Here is a 13786-nt window from a genome sequence, read left to right as displayed (position 1 = left end):
GAGGTGAGCCTTGTGCGGCTGTTAAGACGAAGAAAATATTTAAGTGTATCTGAAAAAGAAAACAAAAATGAAAAGGATCAGACTCATAAACCCCATATTCCTGATGGGATGTGGCAAAAATGTCCTGATTGTAAGCAGACCGTTTTAAGTGCTGATTTGGCTGAAACTAAGATTTGCCCACAATGCTCTTATCATTTCCGAATTTCTCCTAAGCAACGCATTCAATTAATTTGTGATCACGGTCAGCTAGAAGAAGAACTTTTTTACCAAGATGAAATGAGTAATCCAATTGATTTTCCTGACTATGAAGCTAAAAAGCGCTCCAATCAGGAACGAACGGGTTATGACGAAGCGGTCACTTGTGGACTTGCAAAAATTAAAGGTCAACCACTAGCTTTAGGAATTATGAATCCTTTCTTTATGATGGGGTCAATGGGAAGTATAGTTGGGGAAAAAATTACGCGTTTGTTTGAATATGCCAAAGAACATGCTTTACCCGTCTTGCTTTTTACGGCCAGTGGTGGAGCCCGGATGCAGGAGGGAATTATTTCTCTGATGCAAATGACTAAAATATCAATCGCTGTCGAAAGGCATAGTCAGGCGGGCTTATTTTACCTCACTGTATTAACCGATCCTACTACGGGCGGTGTTACGGCTAGTTTCGCTATGCAAGGTGATATCATTATTGCTGAACCAGGAGCGACTATAGGGTTTGCGGGCAAACGAGTTATTGAGCAAACCATCCATCAAAAGATTGAAGACGGCTTTCAAACGGCAGAACACCAGTTAGAACATGGCTTTGTTGACCGGATTGTTCCCCGTCAGAAATTGCGAGATGAGATAGCTGATTTACTCTTACTTCATCGCCGAGAGGGGGATAAACATGGCTGCTAGTCTTAAAAGAAATTTCTTAGCTAAAGAAATTTTAACTGAAGCACGTTCATCCGACCGTCCCACAGCACGGGAAATTTTTACTGCTTTAGCAGATGATCATAAATTTTATGAACTTCATGGTGACCGCAAATATGGCGATGATGGGGCGATATGTGGTGGCATTGGTCAGATTAATGGTCAAGCCGTTAGCTTTATCGGTACGCAAAAGGGACATGATGTTGAGGAAAATATTACGGCTAATTTTGGTTCCCCTCATGCGGAAGGTTATCGTAAGGCCGTGCGTTTGTTTAAACAGGCTGAAAAGTTTAATCGCCCCATTATTACTCTTATTAATACTGCAGGAGCCTTTTGTGATATTGAAGCCGAAGACCGGGGAATTGGTGAATCAATCGCCAAGTCTATTCAAACTTTGGCAAGCCTTAAAGTCCCAAGTATCGCTATCTTAATGGGAGAGGGTGGTTCTGGTGGGGCTCTTGCTTTAGCTTCAACCAATCAGGTCTGGATGTTAGAAGATGCCATGTATTCAATCCTTAGTCCGGAAGGTTTTGCCTCCATACTCTGGCGCGATGCTAGCCGTCGTGATGAAGCCTGCGAAGTCATGAAAATGACTGCCTATGATTTATTGGAAAATGAAGTAATCGATAAGATGATTCCTGTCTTTGAAGGGGAAGAACATTTATCTTGGCAGGCCATTATTCAAAACATCCGCCTGGAATTAGAAAAGCAATTAAGCGCATGGCAAGCTATTGATAGACAAGTACTGGTCCAAGAACGATATGATCGCTTTAGAAAATTTTAAATGTAAACATTTAACTAAAGTAAAACAGACGAATTTTTGTCTGTTTTTTACTTTTAGAATTTGTTACAATGATGAGTGAGCTTTAGGACTGTATATAGTCTATTTTTTAGTCTCGGAAAGAGGTAATCGTATGGGGGAATCCCTATCATTTCCTAAACAAGAACAACGGTATTTACGCCTAGCTGTAGATGCTTATCTCGACGACCGCAATAACGATGCGGTCGATCTCTTTTACCAAGCGCGACAAATTGCTGAATCATTGACTGACCTGCAAGAATCTGCCTTAGAAGTTTTTTGTGAAAAAGCTTGCTACCAAGAAGCCATTGATCTTTTTGACGAGATAATTATTAAGCAAGATTGTATCAACACAACGAATAATTGGATTCAGTATTTTGAAGATTTGGCGGATAGCTATAGTGGTTTAGAAGAGGCTTATAACAATGAAAAAGCTAGTAAAATTCCCTATGAATTTTTAGATCTTTTAACATCCGCTGATTTTTCTCCTTTAGCTGATGATTTACCTATTTCACCTGAGGAATTTGCTGAGAAAATAATGAGTACTGACTTATTAAACGCTAAAGAACAGACTTTGATTTATCAAAACTTACAGAGCCTACCTTTTGATGAAGCCAAAGAGTTGATTTATATTCTCCTCCAATCTAAACGAATTCATCTTATTTTTCAAACGGATTTAATTCATCTTCTGGTAGAAAACCAAGAGAAGGGTTCTTATTATTTAAGGGACTGGCAAGGAGAAAAACGGCTAGTTGATTTTGCTGATTTGAAATTAGCTACAGATGAGCCGGCTTTTAAGGCAGGGGTTGGTTATATCGATAACTTTTATCAAGATGATCCTTTTTTGATGGAAATTATGCACCAAGAATGGCTACTCTTTTATTGTGCGGTTTATCCCTTTTTTGATACCCTCAACATGAAAGTAAAAGAAGTTATCAAGGGATTAACCGAGATCATGGGCCATGTTAAAGCAGTAAATGATATGAAATATCAAAAAATTCGAACTATTCGAAACTTAATTTATGATGGCATTGGAGGTCAAAATGATCCGCTTAATCATTGATGCATCCGTTGATGTGGAAACGGGATATGCAGGTATAGGTTGTGTATGGCTCGAAAATGGTGAGCAATACCAATTAAAATTTAGCTTGACGGAGAGAATGGATAACCATTTGGCTGAGTTTTACGCCTTACATTATGCCCTAAATGCTCTGCTCGAGAAGGGGAGAGAGGCAGAGTGGATTCTTTGTCAAAGTGACAGCCGTATTGTGGTAGATTCGGTGAATAAGCAATATCACAAGCGTGATCCCTACAAGACTTTACTAAAAGTTTGTTTAAAGCAAATAGATAAATTTGCAAACTTTAATTTAGTCTGGGTGCCTGAAAGCCAAACCAAGGGAGCTGATCGCTTGGCCCGACAAGCCATGCGCCAGTCAAAAACCCATAAATAGCAAATTAAATAATTTGCGATAAAATAATAACGCTTGACATAAATACTGAACACTAAATAAAAAAGCGGCCAGGAATCGATTTCCCGGTCGCTTTTTTATATGGTCCCAGTCGCGTAAAATGAGTTTAATAAAGGGTTGAAGGTGAGGAATTAGCGTCTGTTTGCTTATTGTCGTTTTCTTTATCTTTGCTTTAACTTTCTTCAATTTCAGCCGCATGTCATCACTTTCAGAGGAGTACTTGCCTGCCTTGTATTTAGCTAAGGGTTCACGTTGGCCACTAGCGACTTCTAGGGCAAAGTTAACGGCATTTTTAATCCCATTTGAGGAGAGGGAAGCTCCAGAAACGCCATCAACTTCGGTTGAATTCGCAGCAAGAATCCGTTTGATGACTATTGGCATGGCTCTCCCACCAATTTCAGCCGTGTCATATTGTTGGGTAACTTCAATGTCTTCAATCTTATCTTTTGAAACGGTAACATTGACTTGAATGTGGGCTGAGAACCCCTTAGCTTCACCAGCATAGGTTCCTGGAGTATAGCTAATTTCTTTTTCCTCAATGCCTTGCGCCCGGTTTAGAGCTTTACCTACTGCTTTTTTAAAGGCCTTAGTTGTCCCTGAAGCCCCGGAAACCCCATCAATATCCACAGAATTATTTTCTAGAGCACGCTCGATAAGAATAGGAAGTGCTTTGCCCCCGACATTAGGCGTTTCTTTTTGAATAATGACTTCAATTTTTTCAATAGCTTCTTCACTAACTGTAACATTAACCTTTAGTGGCCCAGCAAAGCCCTGGGCATCGCCAGAATAAACTCCTGCTTTATATTTAGCCATAATCGATTCTCCTTTTCTTAGATTATGATCTTAGTCATGAAAATCACTACTTATCTATTTTTTCACAATATCTATGATTATTTGCCCCCTAATTCTTTACTTTACTTATAATTTATCATAAAGCTATGACTTCTTAGCGATACAAAATATTTCCTTTGTTTTTATGAGAGCTTACTTATAAAATAAAGGCAAGTGAGGGGAGAGTCCGTCAATGAAAATTAAGAATCGAATTACCAATGCTTTTCGTTATTTAATGGTTGAAAAGGGTTTTGATCATATTGTTGTTGAAGATATATTAAAGGAAGCCGGCGTTGCCCGGTCGACTTTTTACCGCCGTTTTCATGATAAGTATGATGTGATGAATTATTACTTTGTCAGAGAATTGGCTGAGAATAGTTCACCCTATGAGAAGAGTTTAGAGTTCTATGCCAGGTCAGTGGCTGAATATTATTATATTGTTGCTAAGGATCCTCTTTATTACCAAGAGGCCTTTAAAACAGTAGGACAAAATTCCTTTTCACATTTCATTTTTGATAACTTTTATCAATGGCTAATTAAAATGAAACAAGCAGCCAGTGGCAGTGACTATGTGTCTACTGAAGACCTCTATGCTTTTTCTTTTGCTTCAGCGGGATGTTTGGAGATGATCAGTCGTTGGGTAAAGGAAGAGATGCGGATTCCAATGATCGAGGTTACTCAGTGGGAACTCAGGAATGCGCCTGGGGCGGTTCTAGAAATGTTTCAAGATTCAGACCTAGCCAGTCGTCAATATATTACTAAAGAAAAAATTCAAAAGATTTTAAACGATGTTCAGTTAGAAGTCTCTGAACGACCGGACTACCTCAAAAGCAAGTAAATATTTTAGTCCAGCCATTTCTTCGCTTGGAGAACAGGTAAAATAGGCCTGCTAGATTGGATGGTACAAATCTATAAATACATGCTAAACTAAGCATAAGTAGCGTGACTAATTTTTGTTCTTTAAAGGGTGAGGGCATGCATCAATTCTTAGATTATTTAAACAGTGACCAATCTGATTCCGATTTATTTGTCAAAAATGTCTTGATTTCTTTAGGACTTATTTTAATCGGTTTTTTATTTATGAAGGCCTTGGGTTGGTTTTTACCCCGCTTATTTAAACGCGACAGTACAGCGCAGGCTTTTATCCGGGTCACCCGTTTAATTTTGATCCTCTTAATTAGCTTTTTTATTTTAAGTATTTGGTTTACCCGAGTGGAATTATTCGGTGTAATGATTATTATCGTGGTTGGTTTTGCGGCTTTAGCGTCTAAAGACATTATCGTTGACTTGGTTGCTTATATTTATATTTATGTGCGCTCGCCTCTGAGAATAGGGAGTGCAATCGATATTAATGGCGTTTCTGGTGAAGTAGTCGATTTTGACTTTTTACAAATTAACTTGGCTGAGATCGGCAAGTTAACTGAGAAACGCTCCTATACCGGGCGCTATGTTTCGGTACCTAACCGTTGGATATTTGACCACGCCGTCTATAATTACAATCATGACAGTCCCTTTGTCGTGGTTGATGTCATGGTACCAGTTGATTTCAAAGAAGATACTGAAGAAGTGATGAAGATTACCGCTCGGGTAGCTTATGAACAATACAGTAAGTTTATGGATAAATGTGACGATGAATCCCTAGAAATCTTTGAACGAAAAATGGAGAGTTTAGGTGCAGATAAAAAGCCTAAGATTCGTATCGAGGTAGGAAATAGCGCCTATAAGGTTTTTGTTGAATTCTTTACCAATTATGATGCTATTGGTCAAAATAAGATGTTGATGCAGAACGCTCTTTACCAAACCTTTATGAATAAAGGCATTGAGGTGCCAATTATTCCAGTGGTTAAGGTTGAAAATTAGGCTTAGGCTAGTTTTTTCATATGCCGTTTTTAGTTTGCTTTAGTAGGAAAGTGCTTTCATGGTACACTAGCTATAAGAAGATTTTCCTATTAAAAAAGAAAGGGTTATGTGATTATGAGTAATAAATTTAAAGCGGTGGTGGAGGGCTTCCATGGCCCGATTCAAGTAGAAGTAGGCATTGATCCAAAGCTAGGAAAAATTGATTCGCTTGATGTGAATTATAGTGACCAGGCCCTGGTAGGTGGCCTAGGAATTGAACAAATGAAGAAAAATATCCTCGCCAAGGGATCGAGTAGTGTTGACGCTATAACTGGAGCCAGTTTTTCAACTCGGGCTTTCCGTTCGGCTGTTGAAAAAGCGGTTGCACTCGCTCAAGGAAAAATAGCAGAAGCCGATGCCTTAGATCCTAGCATTTTTGCTAAGGTTGAGGATGGAATAGATGCAACTTCGTCGGCTAGTCAAAAATCGAAATCCGGGCCTAAGAATACTTCTCCGGTAGAGCCAGCCATCCCATACCGTGATGACCTTGATCCAGCTGAAACTTTTGATGTCATTGTGGTTGGGGCTGGAGGAGCTGGGCTAGCAGCTGCTGTTGAAGCTAGTCAAGCGGGCCTTAAGGTCTTAATTTGTGAAAAAGCAGGCATAGCCGGCGGAACGACTAATTATTCAGGCGGTGTAATACAGGCTGCTGGTACTGACCAACAAAAAGAATTTACCGAATTTACTGATGACAGCACAGAAAAACATTATCAGTTATGGTTAAAGGCAGGAGAAGAGAGTGTTGACCCTGAACTGGTTAAAGATTTAGCCCAAGGCGCTCCAGACAATATCAAGTGGTTAGAGGGTTTAGGTATTCACTGGACTTCTGTTTATGGGCATAGCCATATTCCTTATATTGAAGAAGACCTCCATGCGGATCGTATCCATGTCTATGAAGGAGGCGGTGCCGGAGGTCAAGGGGTGGTCTTAACTCAACACCTCCTCCAAGCGGCCTTAGCAGCGGGAGCTGAGATTAAGTATAATACTACTGCAGTTTCTTTAGTTCATAAAGGGGAAAAAGTTGTCGGACTGCTGGCTAAATCGGCAGGAGAAAGACAGTTTTACCTGGCTAATAAGGGGATTGTCTTAGCAACAGCTTCCATTGACCATAATCCAGCCTTAGCCCGTGACTTAAGCCCCCAACACTATCATGATTTAAAATATAATACTTGTCTTTCAACAGCAACCAATACCGGGGATGGAATTCTCTTAGGCCAGTCCGTAGGGGCAGCTATAGGTGGATTTGGAGGATGTATTGACTTTTGCGGAAAAACTGGTAACGCAACGGATAACCGGGTGCCTACTTTGCCAATGATCTTTGTGAATGGTCAAGGAGATCGTTTCGTCTGTGAAGATGCAACATATGCCTATCACTACCGGTCAATTTTCCAAGAAGAGAAAAAATTATTCAAGCCAACCTATATGATTTTTAACCAGGGAGCTTTAGGCGCTCCAGGAAGTCCTTGGACTGAAGAAAATATTCAGGCAGATATAGAATCCGGTCTGGTGATTAGTGGAGATAATTTGGAAGACTTGGCCCAAAAGCTAGAGATTCCTTATGAGAATTTACTCGCTACGATTGAAGAGTGGAACCGTTCTGCTCAAGAAGGCTTGGACCCCCTATATGGAAGAAAAACTGGCGTTCAAGCCCTTGATCAAGCGCCTTACTATGCTTATCAAAATTCAGCAAGTAATCTGGGCTCGCTTGGAGGTCTTAAGATTAATACCGATGGCCAAGTACTGGATGTTTTTGGCCAAGTGATTCCTGGCTTATACGCAGCGGGGCTCAATGCCGGTGAGTGGATTGGTCCTTACTACCCTGGTTCTGGTACGGCAATTTCAGGGATTATTCACCAGGGGCGTAAAGCAGCCCAGGCCATGGCTAAGGCTTAATTCAGTTAATTATTACATTTTACGGGCAGAAGTGATGGTTACTTTCTGATAGCCATTAAGACTAAGGAAAGGAACGATTACTTCTGCCCTTTATTTCTAGAATGAGAAGGGATTGGTTAACAAAATAGCGAGCAAGAAATCATCAAATAAATGAAAGAAAGCAAGCGAAAAGAAGAAAGGATTAAGCAATGCAAAATCAGAAATTTAAAAATATGGTCCATATTGGACTTGCTTATTTAGGAGTAATTATCGGTGCCGGTTTTGCTTCTGGAAAGGAAATGTTACAGTATTTTGTTTCTTTTGGTAAGTGGGGAATTGTCGGTCTCTGCCTTGCAGCGCTTTTATTTATTGTGGGTGGCGTGATTCTCCTTCAATTTGGATCCTACTACAAGGCTCAAGAACACAGTGAGGTCTTTAACAATATTTCTTCTCCCTTTGTTTCTAAAGTAATTGACTTTATTATTAACTTTAATCTCTTTTGTACCGGGTTTGTGATGATTGCTGGAGCAGGGACTAACCTCAACCAACAGTTCGATTGGCCGATTTGGATCGGAGCCCTAGTCTTGTCCATTTTGGTGATCGCAACAGCTTATTTGGACGTCGATAAGGTGACCACCTTGATTGGTGCCATAACACCCTTTGTTATTATTTTTCTAATCGCACTGCTCATTTATACCCTTGTTCAACTACCACTTAGTTTTGAAGAAGCGATGGCTATTTCTTGGGCCCAGGAAACGACCTTACCGAATTGGTTTATTTCTACTATTAATTATTCCTGTTTAGCACTCATGCTAGCCATGTCGATGGCTATGGTCATCGGAGGTGAGCAATATAGTCCTAAGCAAGCTGGGGTTGGCGGATTCTTCGGGGGAGCCTTAGTCACTTTATTACTTTTTGCCTCCTTCTTTTCCATTAGTTTAAATATTAATAGCGTAGCAAACAGTTCTATGCCTTTATTGGAACTATATAATAAGGTTCATCCGTTTTTGGGAACGCTCATGGCCTTGATTATTTTCGGTATGATTTATAACACAGCTATAGGGACCTATTACGCTCTCGCTAAAAGGGTTGTTCGTACTAAGCCACAATATTTTTCAAAAGCAATGATTATCTTAGTAGTCCTTGGCTTTGCTCTTTCATTTATCGGCTTTGAAACCTTGGTGGCCTATCTCTTCCCCTTAATTGGTTATTTAGGTATTTTTGTGATGGCACTATTAATTATTCAATGGCTATTACGTTACCGTAAAATTCATCGCGAAAATAAAATTAGAGACCGATTGATAAAACATGAAATTGATCGTATTGATGAGGAATATGACTTTGATACTCGCGATAAGAAACATATGGAGCGCTTGTATGATGAATCTAATGTTGAAAATAAACAGTTGAAAGCAGAAGTTCAAGAGCTAGGTAAAACCATCTACGAAGAAGAAAATAACACGGAGGAATAAGCCCTTAACCATTATTAAGCGAGTACAATATTTTAAGGGGTCACTAAAAATTTCAAGCTTCTATCAAACTTTCTTTTTTCACAAGGGGTTTTTATCCTAAGATTTTAAAAAGATTAAGTATAATTGAGGTGAATATATTGTAATTAAGCTTATTAAGGAAATGAGGATAGAACATGAATGGAACCATGATGCAGTATTTTGAATGGGAGCTTCCTGATGATGGGAAACATTGGCAACGCCTAGCCAGTGATGCTAGTCATTTGGCTGAAAAAGGCTTTAGCCATGTGTGGATGCCACCAGCTTGTAAGGGAACTGGAAGGAATGATGTAGGTTATGGCATCTATGACTTATATGATCTGGGAGAGTTTGATCAGAAAGGTAGCTTATGGACGAAATACGGCAGTAAAAAGGATTATTTAGCTGCCATTCAAGCCTTAAAAGATCAACAAATTAGCCCCTTAGCTGATGTGGTTTTAAATCATAAGGCGGGGGCTGATCAAACGGAAACATTTCAAGCCTATGAAGTTGATCCCAAGAATAGGCAAAGAAAAATCAGCCAAGCCCACGACATTGAAGGCTGGACAAAATTTACTTTCCCGGGGCGAAAGGGGAAATACAGTGATTTTACTTGGAATTGGACCCACTTTTCGGGGGTTGATTATGACCAAGCCAAGGATCAAAAGGGCATATTTATGATTAAGGGCCTTAACAAGGGTTGGTCGGATAATGAAGATGTCGATGATGAGAATGGTAATTATGACTATTTAATGTATGCAGATATTGATTATGATAATCCTGAAGTGAGAGCAGAAGTTCTAGACTGGGCCTTGTGGTTTATCAAGGAGACGGGGGTTAGCGGCTTTCGTTTAGATGCCTTAAAACATATTGATGATGATTTTATTGACAGTCTATGTGACAAAATACTTGATGAATTCCCTGATTTCTACTTTATTGGCGAGTATTGGAAGGGAGATTATAAAAATTTAGAAAATTATTTAAAGGAAACGGAACTCAATATCGATCTTTTCGATGTTAAGCTCCATCAGAACTTTTATGCAGCATCAACTTCTTGGGATCACTTTGATATGTCTACTATTTTGGAAGATACTTTATTGAAAAATAACCCGACCTTGGCCATCTCTTTCGTTGATAACCACGATTCCCAACCGGGACAGTCCCTTGAATCTTGGGTGGAAGATTGGTTTAAGCCTATAGCCTACGCCCTCATTCTCCTCCATGAAAATGGCTTACCCTGTGTTTTCTATGGCGATTATTACGGTATTCAAGGAGACCAGCCTATCCCAAATATGCAAGCCATGTTAGATACCTTGTTAGACTTACGTCGGGATAAAGCCTATGGCAAACAAAATAACTATTTTGACCATCCTAATTGTGTCGGTTTTACCAGGCAGGGAGATCAAGACCATCCTAGTGGTTTGGCTGTATTAATGTCTAACGGGGAGGCCGGCTATAAGGAGATGTATGTAGGGGAAGAGCACGCCCAGGAACAGTGGAGACTCGTCTTTTCATCAAAGGATACGGATCAGTCTGCAGTTACCATTTCTGAAAAGGGACTGGCTTGTTTTTCCTGCCCAGCCGGAGGAGTTGCTGTTTGGAGCAAATATGAAGAAGACGAAGCTAGCGAATGATTATCAAAATGAAGGAGTGATCACTATGAATATTGACCAATTAGACCAAGAAGTAAAGTCTTGGTTCCCTGAAATTAAAGCCCTCATTCAAGAAAATACCAGCTACAAAACCAAAGAAAAACGTGATTTTCGTGACTTAGCCACTGAAATCGATATAGCTGTTCAAAAATTAATTGAAAACCATATTAAACAACTCCCCGGCCATCAGACCATTATTGGTGAAGAAACTTATGGCCAAACAGAGGTAGATCCCGAGGCTAGTCATCTATGGATTATTGACCCGATTGATGGCACAGCAAACTTTGTTAAGCAAAAAGAAAATTACGCCACGATGATCACTTATTTTTCCCATGGACAGGCTAAACTAGCCTATGTTTATGATGTCTTTGGTGATGAACTATACTCTGCCAGTTTAGGTGACGGGGTGTATTGTAATGGCAAGCGCTTAGAACCAGTGGCTGATCTTAGTCTAAGAGACTCTCTTATTGGTATTTCTCCTCAACATAATATCAAACGCGACTATTTCTATTATATTGCTGATAATGCCTTCGATATCCGAAATTATGGCTGCTCTTCACTAGATGGAATCAGTGTAATCAAGGGCCAATATGGCGCCTTTGTCAACCCTGGTGGGGGACCCTGGGATTATGCGCCTTTCATTTTGATGGCTCAGGAGATGGGGCTTCATTTTTCAAATTTTTCTAATCAAATGCCTGATTACACTAAGCCCTCTAATTTTATCATCGCTAGTCCAGCTTGTTTTAATGAGCTTGAGCCCCTCATTCAGTCTTATACAGATACGGGCAATTATAGTATTTAAAATCATCCTTAAATGATCCACTCCAATAATTAATGAATAAGTAAATAAAATATACTTTAAATAAAGATTCAATAGATACAATATCATCAGAGTGTTCGTCCCTGGCAAATTATCAATTGAAAGTTATTGGCAAATTGCTATAGTTAAGATAAATACATTAACATGCAAAGGAGAATGTCCAAATGTCAGGGATAACATTAATGTTTTCTGGAATTGTTCTGATTTCTAATGGGTTAAACTACCTCGATAAGGTTGAGGATAATTCCAACGCACTGATTAATATTTTTACTGGTCTCTTGTATATCTTTCTAAATGTCATGATTTGTGTTCATGGAATTTTTGCTGAAAAAGACTCCACCTATTATTATACAGCGATTTCAGGTCTTTTATTTGGTTACACCTACTTATCCTACGGTGTCAACCGGATAAAACAGTGGGATAACAGGAATCTAGGCTACTTTTCCATATTTGTTACCTTTAACTCGATTTTCTTTGCTGTATGGATCCTGATGGGGAATGGCGGTAATTATTGGGATGTTTTTAACTGGATCATGTGGGGCTACCTATGGGCAACCAACTATTTTAGTCACAATCTAGGTCGTAAATACGGCGATTGGTTATATTATTTGACTATTTTTGCCGGGGTAGTGACATGCTGGATTCCAGCCTTGCTCATTCTCACCGGAAACTGGCCAAGTACTTTATAGTTTTAGGGTAAATAGGCATGGCCTGACTTTAAAAGAAAAATTAATGGCATATAAAAAGACTGTGATTAGCAATCTTATTCACCTAGTCAATCTTACTAAGTGAAGAGAAAGCGGTAATGACAGTCTTTTTTAGTCTTTATGCTTTGTTACGAGGACGTTTTTCGCCCCAGTATTGGTAATAGTCCACCTTAAGGGCCCCATTGTAGAGCTTACGTTTTTTAGTGGCTTTTTGGCCATAGTAACTTTCGAAATTTTCATCACTGGTTAAAATATACTTACTCCAAGTTTTGAGTGGTCGGTAAATTTCTCCCATCTTTTCATAAAGGTCATGGACATAGTCCTCATCATTTAGGCGTTCACCATAGGGTGGGTTGGAGATAATAATGCCAAAGCTTTTTTGGGTAGTAAAATCAGCTAATTGCATTTGTTTAAAGTGGATCTGGTGACTAACACCAGCTGCTTCAGCATTTTTCTGAGCGATCTCGATCATGCGATGGTCAATATCGCAAGCGAGAATATCTAATTGAACCTCATGGTCAATAGCAGCCCGCGCTTGGTCTCTGACTTGGTCAAAGACTTCTTTAGGAAAAATATCCCAGTCCTCGCATACAAATGACCGCTTAAGACCAGGTGCAATATTCATCCCTTTCATAGCCGCTTCAATGGCGATGGTTCCAGAGCCAGTGGTCGGATCATAAAGGGGGCGGTCCGGAAACCATGTGGTTAAATCAACCAAGGCTGCAGCTAAAGTTTCTTTTAGAGGGGCTCCGCCTTTTTCTTGACGGTAACCTCGTTTAAAAAGACTAGTTCCCGAACTATCCAAGGTCAGCAGGGCCTTATCCTTATGAATACTGATCTCAATGGGGTAGCGAGCACCGGTCTCTGGTAAATGACCACGACGATGGTAGACCTCACTCAAGCGATCGACGATCGCTTTTTTAACCATACTCTGGCAAGTCGGCACATGGTGGAGTTTAGATTTTACTGATTTCCCTGAAACGGGGAATTCAGCGTCGAGGGGGAGGATATCCTCCCAAGCAATGGCTTTGGTCTGTTCATAAAGTTGGTCAAAAGTGGTCGCTTTAAATTCTCCCATAACTATTTTTATCCGGTCAGCAGTTCTTAGCCAAATATTAGTCTTAGCAACATCACTAAGGTCACCTTGAAAGCGAACTCTGCCATTCTCATTTTGCCTTGAGTAGCCCAGATCTTTTAATTCTTTGGATACTAAGGCCTCAATCCCGCTAGCGCAGGTGGCAATTAAGGAATATTGTTTCATAATAGTCTCCTTTTTTGATTTGTCTGTTACATCTTAACATGAAAATCGCTATGATAAAAAGGCTGGAACATTGTTCCAGC

The 13786-nt window shown here is 39.8% G+C and carries 13 protein-coding genes; 11 read left to right on the top strand and 2 right to left on the bottom strand.

Annotation, left to right across the window (positions count from 1 at the left end):
• The first annotated feature begins 12 nt into the window (after positions 1–12).
• The 4 genes from accD (at position 13) to DBT50_RS05325 (ending at position 3159) form a co-directional block, all read left to right on the top strand.
• Positions 13–894, top strand: a complete 882-nt coding sequence (accD, locus tag DBT50_RS05340) for an acetyl-CoA carboxylase, carboxyltransferase subunit beta (protein ID WP_111853252.1) — start codon at positions 13–15, stop codon at positions 892–894.
• Positions 884–1693 carry an acetyl-CoA carboxylase carboxyltransferase subunit alpha gene (accA, locus tag DBT50_RS05335; protein ID WP_111853251.1) on the top strand — a complete coding sequence of 270 codons (810 nt, stop codon included), beginning with the start codon at positions 884–886 and terminating at the stop codon, positions 1691–1693. Before accD ends, accA begins: the two co-directional genes overlap by 11 nt.
• Positions 1694–1823: 130 nt before the next feature.
• Positions 1824–2771, top strand: a complete 948-nt coding sequence (locus DBT50_RS05330; RefSeq protein WP_111853250.1) for a hypothetical protein — start codon at positions 1824–1826, stop codon at positions 2769–2771.
• Complete coding sequence (locus tag DBT50_RS05325; RefSeq protein WP_111853249.1) at positions 2752–3159, top strand: ribonuclease HI family protein; 408 nt, start codon at positions 2752–2754, stop codon at positions 3157–3159. Before DBT50_RS05330 ends, DBT50_RS05325 begins: the two co-directional genes overlap by 20 nt.
• On the opposite strand, the gene DBT50_RS05320 is transcribed toward DBT50_RS05325, so the two are convergent.
• Positions 3142–3990, bottom strand: coding sequence for an FMN-binding protein (locus DBT50_RS05320; RefSeq protein ID WP_111853248.1), 849 nt, complete (start codon positions 3988–3990; stop codon positions 3142–3144). The two genes, DBT50_RS05325 and DBT50_RS05320, sit on opposite strands and share 18 nt — an antisense overlap.
• Before the next feature lie 211 nt (positions 3991–4201).
• On the opposite strand from DBT50_RS05320, the gene DBT50_RS05315 reads away from it, so the two are divergent.
• From DBT50_RS05315 to DBT50_RS05285, 7 genes are all read left to right on the top strand, one after another.
• Entirely contained in the window at positions 4202–4846 is a 645-nt protein-coding gene (locus tag DBT50_RS05315; RefSeq protein WP_111853247.1) for a TetR family transcriptional regulator, read from the top strand.
• A 137-nt stretch (positions 4847–4983) separates the two neighbouring features.
• On the top strand, positions 4984–5868 hold the full coding sequence (locus DBT50_RS05310; protein WP_111853246.1) for a mechanosensitive ion channel family protein: 885 nt from the start codon (positions 4984–4986) through the stop codon (positions 5866–5868).
• 114 nt (positions 5869–5982) lie between these two features.
• Entirely contained in the window at positions 5983–7800 is a 1818-nt protein-coding gene (locus DBT50_RS05305) for an FAD-dependent oxidoreductase (protein ID WP_111853245.1), read from the top strand.
• Positions 7801–7988: 188 nt separating this feature from the next.
• A complete protein-coding gene (locus tag DBT50_RS05300; RefSeq protein WP_111853244.1) occupies positions 7989–9251 on the top strand; it encodes a YkvI family membrane protein in 1263 nt (420 codons plus the stop codon).
• 173 nt (positions 9252–9424) lie between these two features.
• Positions 9425–10900 (top strand): alpha-amylase, encoded by a 1476-nt coding sequence (locus tag DBT50_RS05295; RefSeq protein WP_111853243.1) that lies wholly within the window; start codon positions 9425–9427, stop codon positions 10898–10900.
• On the top strand, positions 10875–11720 hold the full coding sequence (locus DBT50_RS05290; RefSeq protein WP_111853242.1) for an inositol monophosphatase family protein: 846 nt from the start codon (positions 10875–10877) through the stop codon (positions 11718–11720). The genes DBT50_RS05295 and DBT50_RS05290 overlap by 26 nt, the downstream gene beginning before the upstream one ends.
• 182 nt (positions 11721–11902) lie before the next feature.
• Positions 11903–12427: an AmiS/UreI family transporter gene (locus tag DBT50_RS05285; protein ID WP_111853241.1), complete on the top strand. Its 525-nt coding sequence runs from the start codon at positions 11903–11905 to the stop codon at positions 12425–12427.
• Positions 12428–12563: 136 nt separating this feature from the next.
• Here the strand turns inward: DBT50_RS05285 and DBT50_RS05280 are convergent, their stop codons facing one another.
• The gene (locus DBT50_RS05280) at positions 12564–13706 is read right to left on the bottom strand and encodes a THUMP domain-containing class I SAM-dependent RNA methyltransferase (RefSeq protein WP_111853240.1); all 1143 of its coding nucleotides are present in this window, start codon (positions 13704–13706) and stop codon (positions 12564–12566) included.
• Positions 13707–13786 lie beyond the last annotated feature (80 nt).

Origin of the sequence: Aerococcus tenax (genome assembly GCF_003286645.3) — a bacterium.
Classification (GTDB): Bacteria; Bacillota; Bacilli; order Lactobacillales; family Aerococcaceae; genus Aerococcus; species Aerococcus tenax.
Note: the sequence above shows the minus strand (reverse complement) of the source record. Positions and strands in the feature narration are given on the sequence as shown.